The sequence below is a fragment of the Candidatus Enterococcus testudinis genome (assembly GCF_002140915.1).
Taxonomy (GTDB): domain Bacteria; phylum Bacillota; class Bacilli; order Lactobacillales; family Enterococcaceae; genus Enterococcus_D; species Enterococcus_D testudinis.
Genome location: NZ_NGKU01000001.1, coordinates 1,408,840 through 1,435,380, shown reverse-complemented (window position 1 = coordinate 1,435,380; position 26,541 = coordinate 1,408,840). Strand labels below are relative to the sequence as shown.

Below are 26,541 nucleotides of genomic sequence, written 5' to 3'. Positions count from 1 at the left end.
ACTCCATTCAATTGATCAATCGTTTAAACTATACTGTTTCCTCTTTTCTTCAGCGCTGATATTCAGCACAAAACCAATACATATCGACAACATCAACAAGCTTGATCCTCCTTGGCTAAGGAAAGGGAATGTGATCCCAGTCAAAGGGATGATTCCTGTGATCCCACCTAAGTTGATGAAAATCTGCGACATAAACAACATACCGATCCCCATACACATCATTGAGTTGAAAGAATCTCTGGAGCGAATACCAATCAAGAAAATTCGACCAACCATATAAAATAAAATCCCTAAAATAATGATTGAGGGAATCAATCCTAATTCTTCCATCACGATTGAAAAAATATAATCGGTATGGGCTTCATTTAGAAATCCGCGTTTTTGGATACTATTGCCCAGACCGCGACCAAATAATCCGCCGTTGAACATTGCGTAATAGCCATTGACCATTTGGTGTCCGGTATTATATTCATCCGCAAAGGGATTCAAATAAGAGGCAAATCGGCTATAGACATATGCTGGCAGGAACTTCCCACCTGTCAAACGGACGATGAAAATGATCAAACCGCTGGCAATCACACCGGCGCCGCCTAAGATCAGTGTATATAAATAATTCAATCCGCTAGACAATAGGACAGTGAAAGCCAAAAGCAAAACGATCACAGCATTCCCAAAATCGGGATAAAACCCTAAAATCGCGGTATAAACCAAGACAATCCCTATAGGCCGCCATACGGTCTTAACAAAATCTTGTTGTATACCTTTTTGACGGTACGACAATGTCATTGCCAAAAACCATACAACAATAAATTTCAGATATTCTGCTGGTTGCACTGAAAAACCGGCGATTGATAGCCAGCCATAAGCACCATTTCGTTTTTCAAAGAAAAAAGCGGCTATCAGCAAAACCAAAATCACGATCATCGCAATCTGGACAAACTTTTTGTGACGAAAGACGTCTGTTTTCATCTTGTACATGATCGTGATCAATATCAAACTTAAGACCCAAAAAATCCCTTGATTGATGACGTATGATACGGATGTTGTGGGGTTTTTTGCTGTCATTGCCACATAGGACGTTGAGCTGTAAACCATCATCAAACCGGTGATACACATAAAAATATAAGGTAATAAAATACTAAAATCTAATAAATGTCTTTTTTTTACTTTTTCCGGCAAGATTATGCCTCCTTGCCTATCTCATTTGTACGTTGGTCTTCATAGACATCACTGTACAACTGGTTCAAATCTTTTTCTAAATCTGCCATTAACTGTTGGCCTGTTTGATTATCGACGATCCCTAAGCGAATCGCGAAGGCAACTTGTCTTGATAACCCGTACATCTGGGTATCGACGACTTCTTCAAAGGCTTTACATTGCGCAATACATAAACTATTTTCTTGATTCTGAATCAACTTCTTGATTCGTTCTGCATCATCTTTCAGCAGATCAAGTGCTTTTGCGGAATCGATTTGCTCCATTCCAGTCCCCCCATTTCTTCGTTTCATTATTATAGCATACTCTATTGTTGAATTACATCCATTGCATGCAGATATTCTTTTTAAAAACGAACTATCCCGCAGAAATTTACATATAATTCGTCTTTTGCTTTTTTTAATCCGCAATACGATTGAATCATTCGGGAATTAACTGATATCCATCCAACAACCTGTGAAACAAAAGTCATTTATGAAACAATGACTACCGATGATTGATTTGCGCATTTGAAAGAAGCTTGTTCTATCAATGTTCATTCGTTTCCAATAGGATTATTTTTCCACAATTTGCAAAAAGAACAGAGGCAGTCGCCTCTGTTCTCTATCGCTTGTTCGTCAACCGATGGTCATTGTTCATCGCCGATTTTGCCATCGCCATTAATATCTTCATCAGATAAACGCTCCACTTCTTTAATGAAGCCTTCACTGATTTCTTGATAACTTTGATCGCCAACGACCGCTTGGTCTGGGATCTGATCAACGTTGGCATAAAACTCAATGTGGTTATGCAAGTTTTCAAAACGCATCGGCGCATCGCCGCCATACTCTCCGTCCAAATTGATCATTAACCGATTGGCTTGTTCTGGCGCATCGACCTCCAGAAAAGAGGTCTTGGTATAAATCAATCGACGATCATTGATGTGCTTGCCGCCATTCACCATCAACGCCAGCAAATGGACGATTTCAAATATATTGGCGGTTTTTACGATGATCAACGAAAATTTTCCATCATCTAACTTGGCATCTGGGGCGATTTGTTCAAATCCACCCACAGAATTGGTCAGCCCTAAGAAAAACATCGAAGCTCCACCAATATATTCACCATCTTCATACTTCAGATGCATTTTGATTGGTTTGACTCGCGGCAAAAGCTCAGCCCCCTTAGCCAAATAGGCCAAGTAGCCAAAGACACTCTTCAACTCAGACGGTACATCATAAGTCAACTCTGTTAAATGACCACCAGCAGCAATGTTGATAAAATAGGTATTCGGTGTTTTCCCAATATCCATTTTGACCGTTTGCTGTTTCAAAATGACCTCAGCAGCTGCTTTGATATCATTTCTAGGAATCTTCAAGGCGCGGGCGTAATCATTGGTGGTTCCCCCAGGAATGATCGCCATTTTAGGACGGACCGCCAAAGGGGCGATCCCATTGACGACTTCATTGATCGTTCCGTCACCACCAGCGGCAACGACTAGATCAAACCCCGCTTGACCAGCTCTGCTGGCTTCATCACGGGCTGAAAAAGGTGTTGCGGTGGTAGCGAAGGCACTGGCTTCATATCCGGCTGTTTCTAAAACATCTAGAATATCTGCCAAATGTTTGCGAATCAATTCTTTTCCAGATGTCGGGTTATAGATCACTCTTGCTCTTTTCATAGCTAGCCTCTTATCGTTTTGCTAATTCTTCTTGCAACAGTTTGTTGACGACACCCGGATTGGCTTGTCCTTTTGTTGCTTTCATGATTTGACCAACCAAGAAACCAACAGCACGATCTTTTCCGTTTTTGAAATCATCTACTGATTGTTGATTTTGATCCAAAACATCATTGATCATTGGTAATAATTGCGCTGGGTCAGACAATTGGATCAATCCTTTTGCTTTGACGACTTCTTCTGCATTGCCGCCATTGGTAATCAATTCTTTAAAGACTTTTTTGGCAATTTTTGAACTGATTGTACCATCTTCGATCAAACGGATCATACCTGCTAAGTTGTCCGGTGTTAACTTGGTATCTGGCAATTCGATTTTCTCACTGTTTAAATAGGCAGATACTTCCCCCATCAACCAGTTTGAGGCTTGCTTTGGATCAGCCCCAGCATCGATTGACGCTTCAAAGAAGTCTGACATTTCCTTGGTCAGTGTCAAGACCATTGCATCATACTCAGGCAAGCCTAACTCAGAGATGTAGCGTGCGCGACGTTTTTGCGGCATTTCCGGTAAAGCTTCGCGGACTCGTTCGATCCATTCATCATCAATCACAAAACGCGGAATATCTGGTTCTGGGAAGTAACGGTAGTCAGATGACCCTTCTTTGATCCGCATCAACAATGTTTTGCTAGTTGCTTCATCAAAGCGACGGGTTTCTTGTTGGATCTCGCCACCGGATAATAGAATTTTGGCTTGACGTTTTTCTTCAAAGGCTAACCCTTTTTTGACAAAAGACATCGAGTTTAGATTTTTCAATTCGGTTTTGGTACCGAAGGCTTCTTGGCCATAAGGGCGCAACGAGATATTGGCATCACAGCGCATAGACCCTTCTTCCATTTTGACATCCGATACTTCAGTAAACAAGATGATTGAGCGTAAAGCTTCTAAGTATGCATACGCTTCTTCAGGAGAACGCATGTCTGCTTCAGATACGATTTCAATCAATGGTGTACCTTGGCGATTCAGGTCGACATAAGAATACCCGCCTTTGCCGTGCATGTTTTTACCGGCATCTTCTTCTAAATGGACGCGCTCGATCCGAATTTTTTTCTTTTTGCCTTCTACTTCGATTTCGATCCAGCCATCATGACCGATTGGTTGATCAAATTGAGAGATTTGGTACGCTTTGGGATTGTCAGGATAAAAATAGTTTTTGCGATCAAAATGGGTTTCCTTTGAAATTTCACAGTTCAAAGCCAATGCTGCCTTCATACCAAATTCAATGGCTGTCTTATTCATGACCGGCAGTACTCCTGGGTAACCCCAGTCGATGACGTTGGTATTGCTGTTTGGCTCCGCACCAAAATGAGCAGGCGCTGGAGAGAAAATTTTTGATTCAGTTTTTAATTCTACGTGGACTTCAAGCCCAATGACTGTTTCGAAGTTCATGCTTTGTCCCCTCCTAAAATCACTGGTTGTTTGGTATGGAAATCAGTGGCTTGTTCAAATGCATAAGCTGCTTTATACATGGTTGCTTCATCGAAATGTTTCCCGATGATCTGCAAGCCAACAGGCAGGCCTTCTGAGAAGCCGGCTGGAAGAGACATTCCTGGCAAACCAGCCAAGTTAACTGGAATGGTTAGGATATCGTTCATGTACATTGTGATTGGATCATTGATGTTTTCACCAATCCCAAAAGCCACTGTTGGAGAAGCTGGGCCAATGATCAAATCATATTGGTTAAAGACTTTATCGAAGTCTTGTTTGATCAGTGTCCGGACTTGACCGGCTTTTTTGAAGTAGGCGTCATAATAGCCAGCACTTAATGAGAATGTTCCCAACATGATCCGGCGTTTGACTTCTTCACCGAATCCTTCACTTCTTGAGTTGACATACACGTCTTCTAAGTTCGAAATATTTTCAGATCGGAAACCATAACGGATCCCATCAAAACGTTGCAGATTTGAGCTGGCTTCTGATGAGGCGATAATGTAATAAACAGCCACACCGTATTTTGAATGAGGCAAGCTGACCTCTTCGACCGTTGCGCCTAATGCGCGGAACGTGTCAGCAGCTTTCAAGATAGCTTCACGAACACCAGGTTGGATCCCTTCACCCATATATTCTTTCGGCAAAGCGACTTTCATTCCTTTGATATCACCAGTCAAACCAGCAGCAAAGTCAGGTACTGATGCACCCGCTGATGTGCTGTCTTTGGCATCGAACCCGCTGATTGCATTCAATACAAGCGCATTGTCTTTGACCGTACGGGTCATTGGTCCGATTTGGTCTAGTGACGATGCAAAAGCAATCAATCCATAACGAGAGACACGACCATACGTTGGTTTCAACCCAACGATTCCATTAAATGCAGCCGGTTGACGGATTGAACCGCCTGTGTCACTCCCTAAAGAAACCGGTACTTGTCCAGCGGCAACTGCAGCTGCAGAACCACCCGAAGATCCACCAGGTACTTTCGTTTGATCCCAAGCGTTCTTGGTTTTTTTGAAATATGAGGTTTCGGTACTCGCCCCCATAGCAAATTCATCCATGTTCAATTTACCAACTGGAATCAAATCTGATTGATAGACTTTATCCATAACAGTGGCATCATAGATTGGATCAAAGTTACCTAAGATTTTAGATGCTGCTGTTGTCCGCAGATCTTTGGTCACGATATTGTCTTTGATACCGATTGGGATACCAGACAAGACATTGCTTTCAGTAATGCCTTTGCGATCGATGGCTTGTGCCAAGTCTAGCGCTTTTTCTTCATTCAAAGCCAAGAAGGCATCGATTTGCGGTTCCGTTTCTTTGATGCGGGTATAAGTTTCCTTTGTTAGATCCGTTGCAGTGATTTCTTTGGAAACCAATAAACCATGCAATTCTTCAATACTTTTGTTAAACAATTCAGTCATTAGGCTCCGGCCTCCCCATTGTCGATAATTGCAGGCACTTTGATAAAGCCATCTTCTGATTCAGGTACATTTTTCATCAATTCATCCCGATCCCATCCGCCGATCGTTACATCTTCTCTCATCACATTGATCGTTTCAGCAACATTTGACGTAAATGGTACGCCTTGGGTATCAACTTCTTCAAGTGTTTCCACCATATCAATAATTTTTCCTAGCTGAGAAGTAAACTCATGTAATTCATCCTCTGAGAATGAGAGTTTCGCTAGTTTGGCAACGTGTTTGACTTGTTCTTCGCTGATCGCCATAAAATCCTCCTCTTTCTTGCATACGTATCATACGTTTTGCGTTTTTCCAATGTATTGTATCACTTTTTTCACGATTCATGAAATAGAAATTGAAAATTATCATAGTTAGTTGAAAACAAAACTCGAAATCGTTTCACCATCTGCGTCTCTTGACAGAAAGGCTTGTTGACCAGATATAGAGCCAATTTGGACTTCGATCACTCCTGGTACGTCACTGAAAACTGTTTCGACTTGTTTTCCCGCATATTGCGTAAAGCTGGTGACTTCTGTTTTGCTGTAGTAATTTGAATCAATCGTGATCACTAATTTTTGAACTTGATCATTCACATAATAGACTTTCCCACTGACCCCTGCTAAATCTGGGAAGAAAGAGATGATTGCATCTCTGAAAGTTATAAATTTACTATTCAGACCATCATCCGTTGCTGCATTTGCAGTTCCGGAAGCAACGGGCAATATGAGATGTGCTTCATTGACCGGCTCGAATTGGTCAATGGTCGTGCCGCCGTCTGTACTTACGGCCTGATAAATGTAATTGCCACCAGCTGTATCATTCTTCGCGCTTTGTTCAAATAAACCAATGACGATTGGTACAGAGGACAAACCATCGATTTGTCGAACATAGGTCAAAACCGTATTCACCGTTTTGAGGGCGTTGGCCATTAAAGTATCTCTGGAGATCGTCATCGTTTCCTCACTGCCGTAGTAAACACTGTTAAAAGCGAATCCTAAGCTGATTCCCCCTAATGTCTTGCCATCTTCTTTGAGAAAATTATGCTCCATCAACTGTTGAAATATGATTGGCTCATCCTCACTAGCCGGGTTCAATCCCTGGCTGTCTTGGTCATCCGTCCCACGTTTCAACCAATTCTTTATGATGTCTGCAGCAATATACTGCCCTTCTTGGAAGTAATGATCATCGACGGAGAACGTATCGTAGCACAACCGCAATAGACCATTTTCAAAATTTGTTTGATTAAAGCCATTATTCAACTTTTCGGCATTCAACTTGCGGGCGGCGCTCGTCTGATATTTGCCCTCCGTCATGACCGCTTGATAAACACCTTGATCGATGCGACCAGTGGTAATATTGCCGCCGGTGGTGACATCGCCTTGATCGATATTCGTGATCCCTTTTTCAAGATTCCCGCAGCCACTCAAAATCAAGCATACAGCTACTACAAATAGCCAGTTACGTTTCATTCACCTGACTCCCTTCAATAGCAGCAACCATTTGTGCTTCTTCCCACACAGTCACCCCTAAATTCTGGGCTTTCGTCAATTTACTGCCGGCATCTTCGCCAGCAACCACGATGTCAGTCTTCTTGGAAACACTGCCTGTTACTTTCCCACCGAGGGTTTCAATCTTTTCTTTCGCTTCATCACGGGTAAAGTGCGTCAATTTACCAGTCAAGACCACCGTTTTGTCTTTAAAGGGTGATTCAACAGCAGATAAATCAGCTTGCCGAATACCGTGATAGTTGAAATTGACACCCCCATTTTCAAATTCATCCAATAATTCATGCACTTCATGATTGGCAAAGTATGTGACCACACTTTCTGCAATCGTTGTGCCAATTGATTCAAGTGCGATGATCTCTGCTTCTTCCGCTTTTTGCAGGCTGCGCAGATCACCAAAATGTTCCGCTAAGATTTTGGCAGCTTTCGCGCCAACATGGCGAATCCCTAAGCCGAAAATCAAGCGTTCGACTGAATTGTTTTTGCTTGCTTGAATCGATTGCAATAAATTAGCTGCTGATTTTTCTTTGATTTTGTCTAGCGTCAACAATTGTTCTTCAGTTAGGAAATACAAGCCTGCCGCATCGTTGATCAAACCTTTGTCAAACATCTGTGCTAAGACTCTTGGACCCAAGCCATCAATATTCATCGCATTACGAGACACAAAATGACTCAATCCTTCTTTGATTTGTGCTGGGCATTTGGGATTGATACAACGCAATGCCACTTCTTCATCCAGATGGATCAACTCACTGTCACAGATTGGACAGTGGGTAGGCATGGGATACGGTTGACTATCTGCACTCCGTTTATCCACCAGCACTTTTGATACTTCGGGAATGATATCCCCTGCTTTATAAATAATCACAGCATCGTTTAGCCGGATGTCCTTCATCTGGATAAAGTCGACATTGTGCAGACTTGCCCGACTGACTGTTGTTCCAGCCACACGCACGGGGGTCATCACTGCAGTCGGTGTCACGACACCTGTTCGGCCAACGGTCCATTCAATCGTTTCAACCACGGTTTCTGCTTCTTCCGGTGGAAACTTATATGCTGCTGCCCAGCGCGGTGCTTTGACAGTAAAGCCCAGCTGATCTTGGTCTTCAAATTGATTGACTTTGATGACGACCCCATCGATCTCATAGGGGAGCTGACTGCGTTTTTCATGGAATTCTTCAATATAGGCCCAAACTTCTTCAATTGAATGACAAACTCGCCGTTCATGATTGGTACGAAAACCTAACTGATCCAATTCATGCAACGCTGCAAATTGGTCATGGGCCTCGATTGGACCAAAGTCGGCCAATGTATATAGGAATGTACTTAAATTACGCTGCGCAGCAATCCGCGTATCCAATTGCCGCAAACTGCCGGCAGCGGCATTGCGAGGATTGGCAAATACTTCTAAGCCATCTTCTTCCCGTTGTGCATTTAGCTTCAGAAAAGAAGCTTTTGGCATATAACATTCTCCACGAACTTCAAGAGAAATCGCTTCTTTCAGCACCAACGGAATGGATTTGACTGTTTTCAGATTTTCGGTGATATTTTCACCAACTGAACCATCTCCACGGGTGGCGCCACGAACAAAGCGGCCATTTTCATATTTCAATGAGATCGACAGCCCATCGATTTTTAATTCACAGACGTAGTCGACTGGTCTGCCTAATGCTTTTTGTACTCGGGCATCAAATGCGATGATTTCTTCTTTATCAAAGACATCATTCAAACTATATAATGGAATATCATGGGTGACTTTCTCAAACCCAGGTAAGATCACGCCGCCTACCCGTTGTGTAGGAGAATCTTCGGTCACAAGTTGCGGACATTGTGTTTCTAAGTCAACAAGTTCAGTATACAACTGATCATAGACATAATCTTCCACGGCTGGTTGATCTTTTACATAATAGGCGTAAGCATACTGATTCAATTCGGTGCGCAATGCCTCGGCGCGGTCCTGTTGCGCTTTTGTCGGAATATCCATGAGCAAGACCTCCTTACTTTTCGATTTTTTCGATTGGGGCAAATGCTGCCAACAATCGTTTGACCCCTTGTTGCGGGAAAGCCACATCTAATTCAGTATCTTGGGCGCTTCCTGATGTGCGTACGACCGTACCCACACCCCATTTTTTATGATTGACTTTCTCACCCACTTGCCATTGACTACCGGCTGTAGCTGTTGTTTGTTTGGAATTGACCGTCGTTTGACGGGGTTGTGTGTAGCCTGGTTTGAACACTTTGGGTTGGAACGGTATTTGGGCCTTAGGCTGCTGCCTTTCACCTAAAGACTGTACTAAGTCTTTTTCGATTTCTTCTATAAATCTTGACGGGCGGTTGTATTGGGTCCGACCATAGAGCGTGCGAGAAAACGCATTGGTCATGAACAATTCCTGTTCCGCTCGGGTGATCCCTACATAAGCCAACCGGCGCTCTTCTTCTAACTCGCTCTCTTCCATCAACGCTCGTGAAAGTGGGAAGACATTTTCTTCTAACCCGATCAAAAAGACCACCGGAAACTCAAGACCTTTTGCAGCATGCAGGGTCATCAAGGTGACTTGGCTGCTTTCTTCTTCATAGCTGTCGACATCTGATAATAATGCCAAGTCATTTAAGAACACGGTTAATTTTTCATCCGGAGCATCGGCATCATCTTCGTTCTGACTTTCAAAACGTTTGTCAAATTCTTGTGTGACAGATAAAAACTCTTCTAAGTTTTCTAATCGTGCTTGGGCTTCTAAACTGTTTTGGTTCTCAAGCTCTTTGCGATAGCCAGTTTTTTCTAAAATTTCTTTGGTCAATTCTGTGATGGACAGATAAGGGATCATTTGCGCAAAACCATCCATCATCATGCCAAAACTACCGATTTCTTTGCCCGCTTTTCCAGAAATATTGGCCAAATCGACATTGATGGCAGCTTCTAAAAGCGACCATTCATGCATCGCAGCAAATCCGCGCAATTTTTCGACAGATGTGGCACCGATGCTTCGTTTTGGCACATTGATGATACGTTCTAAGCTCAAAGAGTCGCTGGGATTGGCGATGGCTGATAAGTATGCAAGAATATCGCGAATTTCTTTGCGGTCATAAAACTTTCTGCCGCCAACCATCGTATAGGGTACATTGGCTTTCAACAGCATTTCTTCAATGATCCGTGATTGGGCATTGGTACGGTATAAGATCGCAAAATCGCCAAATTTCCGGTTCTTTTCAGCAATTTGCTTTTGCATTTCACTGACAATAAAGCGGGCTTCATCGCGTTCACTATCCCCGCGATAATAGGTGATTTTTTCGCCGGCAGTGTTTTCTGTCCACAATTTTTTATCTGGACGATTGCGATTGTTGCGGATCACTTGATTGGCAGCCGACAAAATCGTTTGGGTTGAGCGGTAATTTTGCTCTAATAAGATAGTTGTCGCATTGGGGTAATCTTTTTCGAAGTCCAAAATATTTTGCATGTTGGCCCCCCGCCAACCATAAATACTTTGATCCGCATCACCGACAACACAGAGATTTTTGAAGCGAGCGGCCAACAAATTGACCAATGTATATTGGGCTTGGTTGGTATCTTGATACTCATCGACATGGATATACTGGAATTTTCGTTGATAAAACTGTAAGGCATCTTCATTTTCTTGCAGCAAACGGATCGTGTTCATGATCAAATCATCAAAGTCCATACATTGATTGCTGCGGAGTTCCTTTTGATAACGCACATAGCAACGACCCACGATTTGCTCAAACAAACTACCTTCCAAAGCACTATAAGCTTCCGGCGTTTGCAACTCATTCTTTGCATGTGAGATCGCCCCTAAGATCGAACGAGGATCGTATTTTTTCGGATCAATATTCAATTCCTTCAAAATTCGTTTCATCAAGGTATTTTGCTCAGATGAGTCGACGATGGTAAAACTTTTGGCATAGCCGATCCGATCAACATCTCTGCGCAAAATACGGACACACATCGAGTGGAAGGTGGATACCCAGACATCTTCTCCCCCACTGCCTAATATATTGATGACCCGTTCCTTCATTTCTTTGGCTGCTTTATTGGTAAATGTGATCGCCAAGATATTCCATGGATTGACATCTTTTTCTTCAATCAAATAGGCAATGCGGTGAGTCAAGACCCGGGTTTTCCCACTGCCAGCACCCGCCATTAATAGAAGCGGTCCTTCAGTATGCATAACGGCTTCTTTTTGCCGTGGATTCATTCGTGCCAATAATTCATTTTTGGATGACATGTTTTTAAACATCCTTTCTTTCTCAATCTCTTCAATTATAGCATTATCCATGGTTTCGGAAAACCGAACGCATTGAAAAAAATCTTTGATTGGCAGGTTAATTGTCTTCTATTAAATCATACGTGCGGTTTCATCCTTTCTAATAAAATGTTTTACTGATTCATCTAATTTAGGCGCAACCCAATTGGCGCTGGCGCAAAAAAGATCATTATTCAAAGAGGATAGACTCAACATAAATATGAAAAAAAAAAGGAAAAGACGCTTGCCGGCCCCTTTTCCTTTTTTCTCTTCAATCATTGAAAATACTTTTCAACCAGTAACTGATTGACATAGATCGATACTTGTCCATCGTTGACCGGGAATGATCCTTTACCCGTATCATCAAGAACAACTTGTGCTTCATTGTTGCCTAAAATGTCTACGAAAGTTTCACCGCCGTGAATGGCGCTGATCGTCATTTCTTTTTCTGCCCCTTGTGCATTGGTCATCACAACCGCTAAGCCAGAAAGCTCATGCTCATAATCACCGGTCAAGACCCAACCGATGGCACTAGGATCATCGAAATAATCGATTTGATTGCCAAAAGCTAATTTTTCTCTTAATTTCAACAAATTGATTAAAGCATCCCCTACTGGACCAACGTCTTGTTCCGGAATCCCAAACAGGTCACCCCAGAAAACAACTGGTGTCCCTGCTTTACGTAACAGTATAAGCGCATAGGCATGGACTTTGAACCAGCCATCGACCCATGACTCTAAACTTTGACCGACTTGTGTATCATGGTTATCAACAAATGTTACGGCATAATCTTCTCTGGCATCAATCAATGTATTGGCAAAAATTTGGCTCATATCATATTCACCATTTGAATGTGACGCTTCATATAAATTGTAATGCAACGGGACATCAAACAAGTTGATCAAGTTCCCGGAAGAATCAAGATACTCCTCCAGCTTAGGCAGATCACCGGACCAATATTCGCCAACAACAAAAAGCGGTTCCCCTTTTTCTGCCCGTCGATTCAATAACCAGTCAGCATAATAGTTGAACTCGATATGTTTGACAGCGTCCAAGCGGAATCCATCTACATTGGTCAATTCTAAATACCATTTGCCCCACTTGTCTAATTGCTCCACAGTTTCAGGATTTTCCATGTCGAGGTCGCAACCCATTAAATAGTCGTAGTTGCCCATCTCGTCATCGACTTGATCCTCCCACCCCTTATCAGCGATGTTGAATAAGGCATGATCTTTCGTACGATCATCATAATCGACACCGGAAAAGTTTTTCCACGTCCAAATATAATCATTATACTTGCCTTTACGCCCTGGAAATGTAAACTTCGTCCAAGCTTCGATCTCCTCTTCACTACTGATTTGTTCATTCCGATTGTCCCAGTCATACTTGACTGCCGGGACCACCTCTTTTTCATCTCCGCCGATCAAGTGATTGAACACAATATCGGCATACACGTCAATGCCTTGTTCTTGCAATGCATGGATTGCGGCAATATATTCATCTTTGGTACCGTATTTCGTTGGGATCGAGCCCTTTTGATCAAACTCACCTAGATCATAATAGTCATAAACCCCATATCCGACATCTTTAGAGCCAGCTGTTCCTTTATATGCAGGAGGCAGCCAAATTGCTGTAAAGCCATATTCTTTTAATTCTTGACTCATTTCTTTCAACTTATTCCAATGTTGGCTATCTGCTGGTAAATCCCATTCAAAACCTTGTAAAATAATTTTGTTTGTCATTCAAATCCCCCCTTGAATTAATTAAGCCAAATAATAGCAGATCTTGTCAAATATTAGACTATTCTCATCCTATAAATGACGGGTTATTTGATTGCTTATGACCGTTTAAATATATTTACGCTTACATTTTGAATGTTTTTTGTTGATTATGATTGATTTTGAATGTTCTCTATGGTAATATGACATTTGAAGAGGTGATGAAAATGCTTACAGAAGAGCGACATCAGACGATTTTGAACCGTTTAGAGCTAGAGGAGATTGTGAAAGTCAGCGACCTTATTCTATTGCTTGAAGCGTCAGAATCTACCATTCGCAGAGATTTGCAAGACTTAGAAGATAAAGGCTTTCTTGTCCGGATCCACGGCGGCGCAAAGAAAAGCCAACAACTTGGATTTGAACCGAACATGAGTGAAAAAACGGCAAAGTTTCAATCTGAAAAACAAGTGATTGCAAAACATGCGGCGCAGTTGATCAAAGACGGTGAAGTCATATACTTAGATGCAGGAACAACCACCTTAGAAATGATCCCCTACCTGCAAAAGATTCAAAAGTTGAAAGTCGTTACAAATTCTGTTAAACATGCCTCGTTGTTGATTGATTATGGCATCGATACGTTGATTCTAGGTGGCACTATCAAGATTGCGACAAATGCAGTTTTAGGTATCAGTGCTGCTGAACAGTTGCGCAAGCTGCGTTTCAATCGCTGCTTCATGGGTATGAACGGCGGGCACACTGAGGCCGGCTTTACGACACCTGACCCAGAAGAAGCGACGATCAAACAGATCGCAATTGAGCAAAGCCAACAAGGGTATGTGCTTTTGGATCATTCGAAGTTTCAACAAACGACCTTTGCCCAAGTGGCGGCCATCGAAGCAGCAACGATCATTACCGATTATTGCCCGAAAAATTATCTTACCAAATTCCGAGCAAAAACAACTTTATTGGAGGTTTTCACATGATTTACACGGTAACACTCAATCCATCCATTGATTTTATAGTTCATGTCGATCAATTGGAGATTGGTGCCCTAAATAAAATGACGCAAGACTTTAAATTACCTGGCGGAAAAGGAATCAATGTTTCACGTATTTTGAAACGAATCAAGATTGAATCGACCGCACTTGGTTTTGTTGGTGGATTTACTGGAACATTTATCAGTGATTGGCTAACGGAAGAATCAATCCAGAACCAATTTACGACTGTCGCTGATGATACCAGAATCAATATCAAACTTAAATCGGGTGAAGAAACGGAGATCAACGGTTTAGGCCCTGCGATCACCGCTGATGAGATCGCTGATTTAAAAGCCAAATTCAGTCAGTTACACCCCAATGACATTGTGATTTTATCCGGCAGTAAACCAGCTGGACTCGCTGCTGATTTTTATGAAGAATTGATTGCTTTGGTTCAACAAGCTGGTGCTGATTTCGTGATCGATACCACTGGCGCTGAATTATTTGCCGCACTGCCTGCGCACCCACTGCTGATCAAACCGAATAATCATGAATTGGCGGAATTATACGACACATCATTCTCAAGTATCGAGGATATTTTGCCATATGGTCAAAAAATGTTACAAGACGGTGCCAAAAATGTCATCGTATCTTTAGGCGGCGACGGCGCATTATTATTCAGCGGCGACAAAATCTATCGAACAAATGTCTTGACACGCCCATTGAAGAATTCGGTTGGCGCCGGTGATTCAATGATAGCAGGTTTTATCGGACGTTATGCGCAGACGCAGGATGTCGTAGACGCATTTAAATGGGGAGTAGCTTGCGGGAGTGCAACGGCTTTTTCGGATGACTTGGCCCAAGCAGACTTTATCCAAGAATTATTACCTGAAGTCGAAGTCAAAGAGATCAATATCTAGGAGGATGGAAAAAATGAAAATCAATGAATTGCTGCTTAAAGATGCCATGATCATGGATTTGCAAGCTGTTGACAAAAAAGGTGCCATTGATGAAATGGTAGCAAAGTTACATGCGGTTGGGCGAATTTCAGATGAACAAATCTACAAGGACGGGATTTTAGCCCGTGAAGCACAAACATCAACTGGCTTGGGCGATGGTATCGCAATGCCCCATGCCAAAAATAGTGCAGTGAAAGAAGCAACGGTTTTGTTTGCCAAAAGCAAATCAGGTGTGGATTACGAAGCATTAGATGGTCAGCCGACCTATTTATTCTTTATGATTGCTGCCCCTGAAGGAGCCAACGACACACACTTGCAAGCTTTGGCTGGCTTATCTCGCCTATTGATCAACCCAGATTTTGTCGAAAAATTAAAAGCGGCATCTACACCTGAACAAGTCCAACATCTGTTCATTGAAGCGGAAGCACAACAAGAAGCCGATGCACTTGCTGAAGAACAAGCCGCGGCCACACCTGTCGAATCAACCAGTGATCGTCCTTATTTAGTCGCTGTTACAGCATGCCCAACTGGTATTGCTCATACGTATATGGCAGAAGATGCATTAAAGAAAAAAGCCAAAGAGTTAGGTATTGATATCAAAGTTGAAACCAACGGGTCTGAAGGAATCAAAAACCGACTGACCGAAGAAGATATCGCCCGTGCGGCTGGTGTCATCGTTGCGGCAGATAAGAAAGTTGAAATGGATCGTTTCGACGGCAAACACCTAGTCAATCGACCAGTCAGTGATGGTATCCGCAAAACAGAACAATTGATCAATGAAGCTTTAGGCGGCAAAGCCCCTATCTTCCACGGTTCTGGTCAAGCAGCTACAGGTGATGATGACGGATCTGCAGATGGTTCTATTGGTCAACGTATTTACAAAGATCTAATGAACGGTGTATCTCATATGCTGCCATTCGTTATCGCTGGCGGAATCATGATCGCTATCTCATTTATGATCGACCAATTTATGGGTGTCCCTCAAGATTCATTGAGTCAATTAGGCAACTATAATCAAGCGGCGGCTTGGTTCAACCAAATCGGTAGTGCTGCTTTCGGCTTCATGTTACCAGTATTGGCTGGATTTATTGCTTCAAGTATCAGTGACCGACCTGGTTTAATCGTTGGTTTTGCAGCTGGCGCGTTAGCAAGCAGCGGCGGTGCCGGTTTCTTAGGCGCTTTGATTGGTGGTTTCCTAGCAGGCTATGTCATCAAATTCTTACGCAACGTATTCAAAGGCTTGCCAAAATCATTGGATGGAATCAAAACGATTCTCTTCTACCCTGTTTTCGGTTTGTTGATTACTGGATTCTTGATGTTGATGATCAATGTACCAATGAAAGCAATCAATGATGGCTTGAATACATTCTTAACAGGTTTGAGCGGAACCAATGCAGCATTGCTAGGTGCATTATTGGCTGCTATGATGGCAGCAGATTTAGGTGGTCCAATCAATAAAGCCGCTTATGTCTTCGGTACAGCAACCTTAGCAACAACTGTTGCAGAAGGCGGCAGCGTCGTGATGGCTTCTGTTATGGCCGGTGGTATGGTTCCTCCTTTGGCTATCTTTGTAGCAACATTGTTATTCAAAAACAAATTCACAAAAGATCAAAAAGAAGCCGGTTTGACCAATATCGTTATGGGACTATCGTTTGTCACAGAAGGTGCAATTCCTTTTGCAGCAGCTGATCCCCTACGTGCCATCCCAAGTTTCATCGTTGGCTCTGCATTGACAGGTGCCTTAGTGGGTGCTTTTGATATTCAATTAATGGCGCCTCATGGCGGTATCTTTGTAGTCTTGCTACTGTCTAAACCATTACTATTCTTGTTGTTTATCTTGATTGGTGCGATCGTTTCAGGTATTATTTTCGGCTTATTGAAAAAAGAACCTGAAGTCATTGCTTAAATCACAAAAGGAACAGTTCACTTGACGTGAACTGTTCCTTTTTTTTATTCGTTTGCTGAAAAATGCTGATCAGCCAGTTTTTGAACATTCATAAAATAAACCCGCAGTTTTTTGCCATTCTTCTTTACGGTAACTCTGGTATAGGTGCTGCTTTTATGAAAGTAACCAAACCGAATGTCCGAAAGTGCTTCTTTCAAGGCAGTTATAGGCAAGTTCGCTATCGCTTCTGGTGGCAAATAAAATTGTAGGCATACGGCATATTCTTTAAAGGCATCTGCTGAAAAAGTGATATCCAGATGATTGCGAATATAAAATTCATACGCCGCAATGCCATCATCTAAGGTCAATTCAGGTTGCAAGATCACATAATCCATCATTCGCAATCGTTCCCGATCAATCCATGGAAAATATGCCTGCGCATTCAAATAGCCTTTGACACGCCTTTCTTGGTAATTTTGCTGTACCAAATCAAAACTGCGGGTCACAAAATGAGTCGCTTTCCGCTTTGTGGTTGGCTGCATCTGATCATTTTGATACTGGATCGTCTGAATGATTTGCGGGCCAAAGGCATACTCGATCAAAGGCTCTCTCAGCACGCCAACGCCATTGTCCCACGTCAGCTGATCGATACCCGTTTGATCTCGAAAGAGTTGTTGATACATTAAGTTTACCTGTTGATCCCATTGATCAGGCTCGCGATATAACTCCACCATCACGACATTTTGAGGCAAAACAAGCACCTTTTCAACTTGTTGGGCATCCTTTATGATCACGCTGGGTATAATTTGTTCATAATACGCCGAAAAATACATCCGCCAACAAGCGGTCAATGTATAGCCGTTATAAAAAACATCATAACCTGCAAATTGATTACAGTCGATCACGATTTCATGATTCAGATTTTTCCTTTTAGGTAATGACTCAATTTCCTTTGGGCTTTGAAAATTCTGGCGTTTCTCAATATTTTCAACATTATGGGCCAAATATTCATCATACGATCGAATATATGCAAATAGTCCATTGCTAGACATGGTGGTGTCAAAATAGTCTTGGATCACCTCTCTGAAGTTGCCAAAAACCTGTTTGGTCAATAAGTGCCTTTGCAATATTGCATCTTGAATAATATGGATACTAGACTCATTTTCACCATCTGTAACAATCAATTCGAAATTGGCTTGGTCTTTTCCCTCTTGTAGCAATCCCTTTACTACTTTGAAATCATACGCTTGTTTCAATTGCTGATTCACATAGTATTCTGTTGGCTGATAGCAAACACGGATCAGTACAAGCCAATTATCGATCTGCTTTTCAAGCGCAGCGGCTTCCAGAGGCGCTGACTGAATGAATCCATACATTTTCTCTGTCTTGATCAAATTGTTCACCTCATTTCACGCCTTTTAATTAATTATAGTAAAGCATGGGATGAATGAACACTATTTCGCTTAATTTTGATGAAAATCAGCAGGATTCATGGTAAACTAGAGTTCCTTGGAGGTGAACAATATGGGCTTAAAATTCCAACGAGAAGATTCCCTAGACAAAATGTTCGATGATTTTGCCTTTCTTCCCGACAATGACAAAGACAACAAAAAACAAGAACTTGATATTGAACGTTTTTTGAAAAATGAACCAAACAAAACAGCTGATACCAAGACAAAAGACGATAAAAAAACCAAATAAGTCAAAAAGAGAACTGACAGTTTGTCGGTTCTCTTTTTTTGACTATTGGCTCTACTTTTAAACATGATCGATTATAAACTGTGCTCTAAATTGCAAAACACCAATGATCACAAAAGAGAGAATGATGATTATAAACAAGATAATCAGCAAAACAAATATGACGATTTGCATTGGAGAATTGATGAAATGGAGCAAAGGTTCTAAAATTAGCACTTTGATTCGAACAGGCAAATCTTGATCTAACAAATGTTGAATGGCAATTTGCAAAGCGAAATCATCTTGTCCGCTTACAGGAGTCAATGCCAAAAAACTGCCGATACCCGTATTTGCGACTCCAATCCAAGCAATCAGAACATTCCCTAATCCGATGATACCCAGCCCCAGATTACCAATCACTAATGCACCGATCGCGATATTGCCAACGGCCAAAAATAGAGCCATACTCAAGTTTCCAACGCTAATCAACCCCAGACTCACAGAAGCAACAGAGAACAATCCGCAGGAAAACAAACCAAGGGACAACAACCCTATGGATAAGACACCAATGGACAAGCAGCCCTTGGCTTTGACCCCCAGACTGAACCAGCCTTTGGCCCACGGTAAATCCTTAAAATAATTGAAAAAATCGCTTACTGAATGAGACTCTTTGAAGATATAAAAGACATTTGGTATCAGAAGATGCATCAAAGGGACGTTCAGCCACATCTTTTGGCTTCGATAGTCAAAATACAGCTGTTCTTCACGGTAAACCAACAATTCTTCTACTGGTTTATTCAGCAATTTTGCCAATTGCAGCATCATTTCAATATCAGGCAGTCCACGACCACGTTCCCATTTGGATATTGCTTTGTCCGTGACATGCAGGATTGTGGCCAGCTCTTTTTGCGTTAACTGATTTTTGTCGCGATATTCTTTTAAGTGTTTTCCTAAGTTTTCTTGCATAACTTCCCTCCTCTTCTTGGATTTTATTGTATCAAAAAAGGAGCGGGATTCGTCAGAAAACCTAAGATTCCACACTCTACGAAACGTAGAATCAAAAAAACCGCAGATTTTATCTGCGGTCCATCGTTACGAAGCTATTTGATAGCATCCTCGATTGCTTGCCATGCTTCTTCTTTTCCTTGTTTGGTCACAGCGGAAAATAGAATAAAGGTATCATTGGCATCAAATGAGAGGGCCTTTTTGATCATACTTTCATGTTTGTTCCATTTGCCACGAGGAATCTTATCGGCTTTCGTGGCAACGACGATCACGGGAATCTCATAGTATTTCAAAAAATCATACATTTGAATATCTTCTTGCGAAGGTGCGTGGCGTAAATCAACCAAAGAAACGACTGCCCGCAACTGCTGGCGTTCAGCAAGATAGGTTTCAATCATTTTCCCCCATTTGGCACGCTCTGTTTTTGACACTTTCGCATAACCGTATCCTGGGACATCGACAAAATGCAATGCTTGTTCAATCAAATAAAAATTAAGGGTTTGTGTTTTCCCCGGTTTAGAAGACGTCCGGGCCAAATTTTTACGATCGATCAATGTATTGATAAAAGAAGATTTGCCGACATTGGAACGACCTGCTAGGGCGATTTCTGGTAAGTTGGTATCTGGGTACTGGGCTGGTGCTACGGCACTAATAACAATTTCAGCTTGATGTACTTTCATCCACTCACTCCTTTCCTGACTCTTTATTTTACTCAAAAAAAAGCCGGATAGCAATAAGACTATCCGACTATGTCTGAATTAGACTGCTTTCTTGGTTTCTTCATTGTAGATGATTTTCGGTTCCCCTTGTTCTTTCGCCGCTTCTTCTGTGATAATGACCTTTTCGATCGTTTCATCAGAAGGAACATTGAACATAACATCCATCATGATATTTTCAATGATAGACCGTAAGCCGCGGGCACCGGTATTGCGTTCAATTGCTTGGTCAGCGATCGAGCGCAACGCTTCAGGTTCGAAGCTCAACTCAGTGTCATCTAATGCCATTAATTTTTGGTATTGTTTGACCAACGCATTTTTCGGTTCAGTTAGGATATGGACCAAATCATCCGTAGTTAATTTTTCTAAAGCGGCCATTACAGGCAAGCGACCGATAAATTCAGGAATCAAACCAAACTTCAATAAGTCTTCTGGGATGATTTGCTGCATGACGCTTTCGCCTTCAGAAAAACGTTGGTTCTTCGTCCCGAAACCAATCGTTTTTTCACCTAAACGGTTTTTGACGATCGTTTCGATCCCATCAAATGCACCACCCACGATGAATAAAATATTGGTCGTATCGATTTGGATCATTTCTTGATGTGGATGTTTGCGTCCACCTTGAGGCGGTACACTAGCTGTTGTGCCTTCCAAGATTTTCAGCAATGCTTGTTGGACACCTTCCCCAGATACATCGCGAGTGATCGATACATTTTCGCTCTTGCGGGCGATCTTATCGATTTCATCGATATAAATAATGCCTTTTTCAGCCATTTCCACATTGTAATCCGCTGCTTGTAGCAGTTTCAACAGAATGTTTTCAACATCTTCACCGACATACCCTGCTTCTGTCAAACTTGTAGCATCTGCAATAGCAAATGGGACATTCAACGAACGAGCAAGTGTCTGTGCTAGAAATGTCTTACCAGACCCAGTAGGTCCGATCAAACAAATATTGCTTTTTTGCAATTCAACATCTTCCGCGGATGCTTCCACGTTGACACGTTTATAATGATTATAGACAGCGACCGCCAACGTACGTTTGGCACGGTCTTGCCCAATAACATATTCATTCAGCACATTCAACAATTCTTGTGGTTTAGGCACTTCAGTAAACTCACGGATTGCTTCTTCATAAAACTCTTCATCGATAATGTCTTTACAAAGATCGATACATTCGTTACAAATATAGACCCCAGGTCCAGCAACAATCTTTTTGACTTCTTCTTGTGTTTTGCCGCAAAAAGAACAACGAACAGCTTCATTTCCATTTGTGTTATCGTACATACTGTTCACCCCTTGAATATTTTCCAACCTGTGTGAAAGGAGTGGAATTTTGTAGATCAACTTTACAGTCTTCATCAATCATATCATAACTTTTTTGAAAGAAAAAGTTCTTTTTACTTTCTATAAGTCTTTCTTATCATTTGTTAGTAAAGTGGCCATTTTCTCCTTCAAATCCATAGTAAAAAGCGGCAAACACCAAATGATGTTCGCCGCAAATGTCATACCTGATTACGCTTCTTTGGCAGTTCCAGTTACAAGTTCAACTGCTTTTTTCATCGTAATGTCATGTTTCAACATATCTTCTGTTAAGACACGTTTGATTTGATCAACTGGCATGTTGTATGCTTCAGATAATTCTTTGATTTCGTTATCGATATCTTCATCTGATGCTTCCAAGCCTTCCGCTTTAGCGATTGCTTCGATCACAAGATTTGTTTTGACGCGTGTTTCTGCTTCGCCTTCAAATTGTGTGTGCAAATCAGCTTCAGTAGAACCAGTTAATTGATAGTACATTTCAGGAGAGATTCCTTGTTGTTGCATATTGTTCAAGAACTCATCCATTGAACGGTGTACTTCATCATGAACCATTGAGTGAGGCAATTCAACGATTTCTGCGTTTTCAACTGCTTGACGGATCGCAGCTTCATCTTTCGCATCTTCTGCTGCTTTTTCTTTGGTTTCTGTTAATTCTGTGCGATATTTTTCTTTCAATTCTGCCAATGATTCAACGCTGTCGTCGATATCTTTTGCGAATTCATCGTCTAGTTCTGGTAATTCTTTTGCTTTAACTTCATGAACAGTTACTTTGAAGACTGCTTCTTTGCCAGCTAAGTCTTCCGCTTGGTAGTCTTCAGGGAAAGTCACAGTAACGTCTTTGCTTTCGCCTGCTTTTGTACCAACAAGTTGTTCTTCAAAGCCAGGAATAAATGAATTAGAACCTAATTCTAATGAATAGTTTTCACCTTTTCCGCCTTCAAATGTTTCTTCACCTAAGAAGCCTTCGAAATCGATGACGACAGTATCGCCATCTTCTGCTGCTTCGTCTTCTTTGATGACCAATTCAGCTTGTGCTTCTTGTTCACGTGTGATGCGTGCGTCCACGTCTTCATCCGTTACTTCGCGGTCTTGTTTTTCAACAGTTAAATCTTTGTAATCGCCAAGTTTCACTTCAGGTTTGACAGTGACTTCAGCTTTGATTGTCCAATCTTCGCCTTTTTCCATGCTGACAACATCGATTTTAGGTTGAGAAACTGGATCGATTCCTGCTTCTTTGACAGCTGCTTCATACGCTTCTGGCAATACAGCGTTCAATGCATCTTCGTACAATGCTTCTTCACCGTACATACGGTTGAAGACTTGACGTGATACTTTCCCTTTACGGAAGCCTGGTACGTTCAAGCTGCCTTTCACTTTGTTGAATGCAGTTGTTAAGCCTTTTTGGATTTCAGCTTGTGCAATCGTAAATGTTAAAGCACCATCATTCGTGCCTGTTTTTTCCCAATTTGCAGTCATTTATTTCCCTCCGAATATAAATTATGTTTGACATATGAAATAGCTTCATGCATACCTTTAAATAGTACACTAACGTTGTTTAATTGTAAACATTTTACAATGAAAGTTGCAAATTTTTCTTTTAAAACTGGGTTTCTTGTAAGATTCTTCGCAATCTTTCTTTGCGGATTTGAATGCTATTTTTTGCTTTGGTCTGTGATTCTTGTTCGTTCTCGCCACGATAATCAGCTACATAGCTGTCGATCCATGCATTGACTTGCCTTTCTGGCGGCAGAAATGGATAACTGATCGCTAAGTGATCACTGATTTCTGCAATCACACTCTCTGCCAAAATCGGATCGTCTTGTGCGATCGTGTCATTGATTCGTGCCATGATCTGCTGGTAGACCGGCATGTCTGGCAAGACAGCTAATTTACTGGGATCGATTGTTTTGGTCTCTCCCATGTAATCCACGACTGAAAATGTCTCATGGACATCTAAGCGAACCAGTTCTTCTACCAGCTTGGGAATCAGATAAAGATTCCTCATCCGTGGCAACAGATCACGGACCAAATCAATAAATTGCTGGCTCGTCATCCCTTGTACAAGGCTTTGCCATGAATGATAGTTGACGGGCTGGCGAAGATTATCGATGTTCAACAGCAGTTCCTTTTTGGCTAAATGGTCTTCCATCCCTAGTATTTGCTGGACTTCTTCTACTTTTTCGATCTCAAAGCGCAACTGCTGTAGCATTTCCGTGTCAACTTGTTGACGATGTCCAAGGTGCAGCCATCGATGCGCCTTTAGATATTGACCATCTAAGACATACAAATGGCCCACTTGCAAAAAACCATCTCGGTCCTTCAGATAGTCATCCAAATAGTCATCTGCGGTGTCCAATGCTTCGCTGAATTCCTTTAATTGCTGCAGACATTCAACCAACCATTGATTGATCGCATACGTATGCTCTAAGGTATAGAGCTCGCGATATAGACGATAGGCTTGCAAAAATTCTTTCGCTTGATAGGCTTTTTCTGCAGCTAGTTGCAGTCTTTGTTCTGGACCTGGAAAGTCGATTGTTTCTCCCATTGATAACACCTCAGTCTTCTTTGATCGTATAGCTATCTAACCTTAGCCAGCAGACTATACTTCTTGATGCACATCCGCATGCTTATTGAACGCTTTGATCAGGTTGATCGTCACTACACTTGTATCCGCAAAGTAATCGGCTGCATGCTGCTTGTTTTTGCTGAAGATCGTTGGCAAATAGCCTACATAAAACAACCAGTAAAATTGCAACACATAGCGGCCGCATAGCTCCCTGATCAAAACGGTTTGCCAACTTAACTGCGCTTCTCGAAAAGAAATCACGCGAATACCGAATATCATTTTTCCAACCGTCTGACCATGATTGTATTTTGTCAGCAAGACAAAATAGGCCAAGTAGATTGCTAATGAAACCAACTGATACAGACCGAATGGGTGCGTGCCGATTGATAACCCACTGAGTCTATATACACTGCCAATCGTGATTGCAGTGATCGAATGGATCACGCTCAAATCGATGACGAATGCAAACAGGCGGATCCAAAAGCCAGCAAAGAAATAGTCGGGAAAGTCATTGATCAGTGGTGCCTGTGCCACTTGCCGATCCGGCTCCTCAAAATGCTGCCATGCTTGTTGATTGTCTTTGATCGTTTCTTCAGTATACGCTTCTTTTTCGAAAGACGACAATACTTGTTGATAAAAATCGTCTGGATGTGACGGACCGGCATGCGTTTGTTTTGGGTTCGGATGCTGATCGATTTGTTTGTCTTTATCCAATTTACGCACCTCCGTAATAATACAAAGGTTTCGGTGCATCACTGGTACCCAGACTTTCCATCAATTCCAAAATACGTTCTGTGTTAGAGGCTTTCAGCCCTTGGAATTCAGCCAATCTCGAGCCAAGCCAAGTGGCTGCAAAACCTGTATTGTCGACATCATAGGTAAAGATTTCTGCATTTTCCAAGTGCAAATCTTGCTGCATCGCAGACAATGCATCTTCTGGAAAACCAATCTCATCGATCAAACCAACTTCCAATGCCTGTTGACCATCATAAATTCGGCCATCAGCAATTTTGCGCACAGCTTCTTCCGTCATCCCTCGACCTTCAGCGACAATGGAAACAAAACGACCATACGCATTGTCAACGTACGTTTGCAACACTTCTTTGTCAGCTTCTGTTGCCTCTCTTGTTGCCGATCCGACATCTTTCAAAGCGCCACTTTTATAAGTACTGTCCTCGATACCAAGTTTTTCAAATAAGCCCGCATAATTGATGCCCGACATGATCACACCGATTGATCCGGTCACAGTTTCTTCCGTCGCAAAAATCTTGTCAGCCCCTGCAGAAATATAGTATCCGCCACTAGCAGCCATATTTTTCATTGATACATACATCGGGATCTCTTGTTCTTTGATCTTCGCCAACTCACGGGCAATCTCCGCACTTTCATAGACGCCGCCTCCTGGCGTATTGACTTCTAGCAAAATCCCGCTGATCGTTGGGTCTTGCTGGATCATGCGCAGCTCTTCCAAAAAGCGTTGATGATCGTAGGTTTCTGAAGTAAACAAGCCGCCACTTGATGTACTTGCGATTGTTCCTTCCAATGTCAAACGGACGATCCGTTGTGTTTCATCCCCAGCCACAACAGGTGTTTCTGCAATTGTGTTACTGCCATAAAACAGTGCATTTAATCCTTGTAGCGCTGAAGTGTCTTCTGTTGTTTCTCTGGTGGTCATCAATGAAAACACACCTGAACAAATAAATAACCCCGCCGCAATACCTACGGCAATCCATCTTCTTTTATTCATTGTTTCCTCCTGCCTAAGTTTTATTTATAAATGATCAATATAGATTCTTGATCACGATCACATCTTCAGCTGAACCGCTGCTATCAAACTTCTCACTTTTTTCCGCTAACACATACCCGCCAAAATATTCCTTTGTCAATTCGTCTTGCACTTGAAAGGGTTGCGCCGATGCCACAGACACTGCCCCTGGCAAAATCTCTTGCAAACTATCCCAACCCGTATCTAAGAAAATTTTGGTTTCGTCTGTTACTTTGTCGTTGGCCGCTAAAGCCGCCACCAATTCTTTCAATTCTGAAAATTTCATACAATTCACTTGTTCTGCCATTTGATTTCCTCACTTTCTTTCAGTTTAATTGTAGCGAAATTGAAAAAAAAAGGAT

24 protein-coding genes are annotated in these 26,541 nt (G+C 42.0%); 4 read left to right on the top strand and 20 right to left on the bottom strand.

Annotation, left to right across the window (positions count from 1 at the left end):
- Positions 1-15 precede the first annotated feature (15 nt).
- The 11 genes from A5886_RS06865 to A5886_RS06815 form a co-directional block, all read right to left on the bottom strand.
- Positions 16-1,179 carry an FtsW/RodA/SpoVE family cell cycle protein gene (locus A5886_RS06865; protein WP_086274266.1) on the bottom strand — a complete coding sequence of 388 codons (1,164 nt, stop codon included), beginning with the start codon at positions 1,177-1,179 and terminating at the stop codon, positions 16-18.
- Positions 1,180-1,181: 2 nt separating this feature from the next.
- The gene (locus A5886_RS06860; RefSeq protein WP_086274265.1) at positions 1,182-1,481 is read right to left on the bottom strand and encodes an Fpa/YlaN family protein; all 300 of its coding nucleotides are present in this window, start codon (positions 1,479-1,481) and stop codon (positions 1,182-1,184) included.
- A 362-nt stretch (positions 1,482-1,843) separates the two neighbouring features.
- Complete coding sequence (locus A5886_RS06855; RefSeq protein WP_086274264.1) at positions 1,844-2,875, bottom strand: diacylglycerol kinase; 1,032 nt, start codon at positions 2,873-2,875, stop codon at positions 1,844-1,846.
- A 10-nt stretch (positions 2,876-2,885) separates the two neighbouring features.
- The gene (gene gatB / locus A5886_RS06850; protein ID WP_086274263.1) at positions 2,886-4,316 is read right to left on the bottom strand and encodes an Asp-tRNA(Asn)/Glu-tRNA(Gln) amidotransferase subunit GatB; all 1,431 of its coding nucleotides are present in this window, start codon (positions 4,314-4,316) and stop codon (positions 2,886-2,888) included.
- On the bottom strand, positions 4,313-5,785 hold the full coding sequence (gene gatA / locus A5886_RS06845; RefSeq protein WP_086274262.1) for an Asp-tRNA(Asn)/Glu-tRNA(Gln) amidotransferase subunit GatA: 1,473 nt from the start codon (positions 5,783-5,785) through the stop codon (positions 4,313-4,315). The genes gatB and gatA overlap by 4 nt, the downstream gene beginning before the upstream one ends.
- On the bottom strand, positions 5,785-6,090 hold the full coding sequence (gene gatC / locus A5886_RS06840; protein WP_086274261.1) for an Asp-tRNA(Asn)/Glu-tRNA(Gln) amidotransferase subunit GatC: 306 nt from the start codon (positions 6,088-6,090) through the stop codon (positions 5,785-5,787). Before gatC ends, gatA begins: the two co-directional genes overlap by 1 nt.
- A gap of 105 nt (positions 6,091-6,195) precedes the next feature.
- A complete protein-coding gene (locus A5886_RS06835) occupies positions 6,196-7,293 on the bottom strand; it encodes a CamS family sex pheromone protein (protein ID WP_086274260.1) in 1,098 nt (365 codons plus the stop codon).
- Positions 7,283-9,313 carry an NAD-dependent DNA ligase LigA gene (ligA, locus tag A5886_RS06830; protein WP_086274259.1) on the bottom strand — a complete coding sequence of 677 codons (2,031 nt, stop codon included), beginning with the start codon at positions 9,311-9,313 and terminating at the stop codon, positions 7,283-7,285. The genes A5886_RS06835 and ligA overlap by 11 nt, the downstream gene beginning before the upstream one ends.
- 13 nt (positions 9,314-9,326) lie before the next feature.
- Entirely contained in the window at positions 9,327-11,570 is a 2,244-nt protein-coding gene (pcrA, locus tag A5886_RS06825) for a DNA helicase PcrA (protein ID WP_086274258.1), read from the bottom strand.
- 111 nt (positions 11,571-11,681) lie between these two features.
- Complete coding sequence (locus tag A5886_RS06820; protein ID WP_086274257.1) at positions 11,682-11,867, bottom strand: hypothetical protein; 186 nt, start codon at positions 11,865-11,867, stop codon at positions 11,682-11,684.
- Positions 11,864-13,330: an alpha-amylase gene (locus A5886_RS06815; RefSeq protein WP_086274256.1), complete on the bottom strand. Its 1,467-nt coding sequence runs from the start codon at positions 13,328-13,330 to the stop codon at positions 11,864-11,866. Before A5886_RS06815 ends, A5886_RS06820 begins: the two co-directional genes overlap by 4 nt.
- 203 nt (positions 13,331-13,533) lie before the next feature.
- Between A5886_RS06815 and A5886_RS06810 the strand changes: the two genes are divergently transcribed.
- The 3 genes from A5886_RS06810 to A5886_RS06800 are packed head-to-tail and all read left to right on the top strand — an operon-like array spanning position 13,534 to position 17,148.
- Positions 13,534-14,289, top strand: coding sequence for a DeoR/GlpR family DNA-binding transcription regulator (locus A5886_RS06810; protein WP_086274255.1), 756 nt, complete (start codon positions 13,534-13,536; stop codon positions 14,287-14,289).
- Entirely contained in the window at positions 14,286-15,203 is a 918-nt protein-coding gene (pfkB, locus tag A5886_RS06805) for a 1-phosphofructokinase (RefSeq protein ID WP_086274254.1), read from the top strand. Before A5886_RS06810 ends, pfkB begins: the two co-directional genes overlap by 4 nt.
- A gap of 13 nt (positions 15,204-15,216) precedes the next feature.
- A complete protein-coding gene (locus A5886_RS06800; protein ID WP_086274253.1) occupies positions 15,217-17,148 on the top strand; it encodes a PTS fructose transporter subunit IIABC in 1,932 nt (643 codons plus the stop codon).
- A gap of 44 nt (positions 17,149-17,192) precedes the next feature.
- On the opposite strand, the gene A5886_RS06795 is transcribed toward A5886_RS06800, so the two are convergent.
- Complete coding sequence (locus A5886_RS06795; RefSeq protein ID WP_256926165.1) at positions 17,193-18,530, bottom strand: hypothetical protein; 1,338 nt, start codon at positions 18,528-18,530, stop codon at positions 17,193-17,195.
- Positions 18,531-18,651: 121 nt separating this feature from the next.
- Between A5886_RS06795 and A5886_RS15790 the strand changes: the two genes are divergently transcribed.
- Entirely contained in the window at positions 18,652-18,828 is a 177-nt protein-coding gene (locus tag A5886_RS15790; RefSeq protein WP_179189986.1) for an SPJ_0845 family protein, read from the top strand.
- A gap of 57 nt (positions 18,829-18,885) precedes the next feature.
- Here the strand turns inward: A5886_RS15790 and A5886_RS06790 are convergent, their stop codons facing one another.
- From A5886_RS06790 to A5886_RS06755, 8 genes are all read right to left on the bottom strand, one after another.
- Positions 18,886-19,770, bottom strand: coding sequence for a helix-turn-helix transcriptional regulator (locus A5886_RS06790; protein ID WP_086274251.1), 885 nt, complete (start codon positions 19,768-19,770; stop codon positions 18,886-18,888).
- A 134-nt stretch (positions 19,771-19,904) separates the two neighbouring features.
- Positions 19,905-20,489: a ribosome biogenesis GTP-binding protein YihA/YsxC gene (gene yihA, locus A5886_RS06785; protein ID WP_086274250.1), complete on the bottom strand. Its 585-nt coding sequence runs from the start codon at positions 20,487-20,489 to the stop codon at positions 19,905-19,907.
- 78 nt (positions 20,490-20,567) lie between these two features.
- On the bottom strand, positions 20,568-21,812 hold the full coding sequence (gene clpX, locus A5886_RS06780; RefSeq protein ID WP_086274249.1) for an ATP-dependent Clp protease ATP-binding subunit ClpX: 1,245 nt from the start codon (positions 21,810-21,812) through the stop codon (positions 20,568-20,570).
- Between the two features lie 228 nt (positions 21,813-22,040).
- The gene (gene tig / locus A5886_RS06775; protein WP_086274248.1) at positions 22,041-23,324 is read right to left on the bottom strand and encodes a trigger factor; all 1,284 of its coding nucleotides are present in this window, start codon (positions 23,322-23,324) and stop codon (positions 22,041-22,043) included.
- 121 nt (positions 23,325-23,445) lie between these two features.
- Positions 23,446-24,393 (bottom strand): hypothetical protein, encoded by a 948-nt coding sequence (locus A5886_RS06770; protein ID WP_086274247.1) that lies wholly within the window; start codon positions 24,391-24,393, stop codon positions 23,446-23,448.
- A gap of 54 nt (positions 24,394-24,447) precedes the next feature.
- The gene (locus A5886_RS06765) at positions 24,448-25,146 is read right to left on the bottom strand and encodes an RDD family protein (protein ID WP_373404599.1); all 699 of its coding nucleotides are present in this window, start codon (positions 25,144-25,146) and stop codon (positions 24,448-24,450) included.
- The gene (sppA, locus tag A5886_RS06760) at positions 25,130-26,161 is read right to left on the bottom strand and encodes a signal peptide peptidase SppA (RefSeq protein ID WP_086274245.1); all 1,032 of its coding nucleotides are present in this window, start codon (positions 26,159-26,161) and stop codon (positions 25,130-25,132) included. Before sppA ends, A5886_RS06765 begins: the two co-directional genes overlap by 17 nt.
- Before the next feature lie 34 nt (positions 26,162-26,195).
- Positions 26,196-26,486, bottom strand: coding sequence for a hypothetical protein (locus A5886_RS06755; RefSeq protein ID WP_086274244.1), 291 nt, complete (start codon positions 26,484-26,486; stop codon positions 26,196-26,198).
- Between the last annotated feature and the right edge of the window lie 55 nt (positions 26,487-26,541).

Coding starts and splice junctions, on each gene's coding strand:
- A5886_RS06855 (WP_086274264.1), bottom strand. CDS start 2,875: ATGAAAAGAGCAAGAGTGATCTATAACCCGACATCTGGAAAAGAATTG.
- A5886_RS06810 (WP_086274255.1), top strand. CDS start 13,534: ATGCTTACAGAAGAGCGACATCAGACGATTTTGAACCGTTTAGAGCTA.
- tig (WP_086274248.1), bottom strand. CDS start 23,324: ATGACTGCAAATTGGGAAAAAACAGGCACGAATGATGGTGCTTTAACA.
- A5886_RS06790 (WP_086274251.1), bottom strand. CDS start 19,770: ATGCAAGAAAACTTAGGAAAACACTTAAAAGAATATCGCGACAAAAAT.
- A5886_RS06815 (WP_086274256.1), bottom strand. CDS start 13,330: ATGACAAACAAAATTATTTTACAAGGTTTTGAATGGGATTTACCAGCA.
- pcrA (WP_086274258.1), bottom strand. CDS start 11,570: ATGTCATCCAAAAATGAATTATTGGCACGAATGAATCCACGGCAAAAA.
- A5886_RS06860 (WP_086274265.1), bottom strand. CDS start 1,481: ATGGAGCAAATCGATTCCGCAAAAGCACTTGATCTGCTGAAAGATGAT.
- gatB (WP_086274263.1), bottom strand. CDS start 4,316: ATGAACTTCGAAACAGTCATTGGGCTTGAAGTCCACGTAGAATTAAAA.
- gatC (WP_086274261.1), bottom strand. CDS start 6,090: ATGGCGATCAGCGAAGAACAAGTCAAACACGTTGCCAAACTAGCGAAA.
- sppA (WP_086274245.1), bottom strand. CDS start 26,161: ATGAATAAAAGAAGATGGATTGCCGTAGGTATTGCGGCGGGGTTATTT.
- A5886_RS06770 (WP_086274247.1), bottom strand. CDS start 24,393: ATGGGAGAAACAATCGACTTTCCAGGTCCAGAACAAAGACTGCAACTA.
- A5886_RS06835 (WP_086274260.1), bottom strand. CDS start 7,293: ATGAAACGTAACTGGCTATTTGTAGTAGCTGTATGCTTGATTTTGAGT.
- A5886_RS06755 (WP_086274244.1), bottom strand. CDS start 26,486: ATGGCAGAACAAGTGAATTGTATGAAATTTTCAGAATTGAAAGAATTG.
- A5886_RS06820 (WP_086274257.1), bottom strand. CDS start 11,867: ATGATTGAAGAGAAAAAAGGAAAAGGGGCCGGCAAGCGTCTTTTCCTT.
- A5886_RS15790 (WP_179189986.1), top strand. CDS start 18,652: ATGGGCTTAAAATTCCAACGAGAAGATTCCCTAGACAAAATGTTCGAT.
- A5886_RS06800 (WP_086274253.1), top strand. CDS start 15,217: ATGAAAATCAATGAATTGCTGCTTAAAGATGCCATGATCATGGATTTG.
- pfkB (WP_086274254.1), top strand. CDS start 14,286: ATGATTTACACGGTAACACTCAATCCATCCATTGATTTTATAGTTCAT.
- yihA (WP_086274250.1), bottom strand. CDS start 20,489: ATGAAAGTACATCAAGCTGAAATTGTTATTAGTGCCGTAGCACCAGCC.
- clpX (WP_086274249.1), bottom strand. CDS start 21,812: ATGTACGATAACACAAATGGAAATGAAGCTGTTCGTTGTTCTTTTTGC.
- gatA (WP_086274262.1), bottom strand. CDS start 5,785: ATGACTGAATTGTTTAACAAAAGTATTGAAGAATTGCATGGTTTATTG.
- ligA (WP_086274259.1), bottom strand. CDS start 9,313: ATGGATATTCCGACAAAAGCGCAACAGGACCGCGCCGAGGCATTGCGC.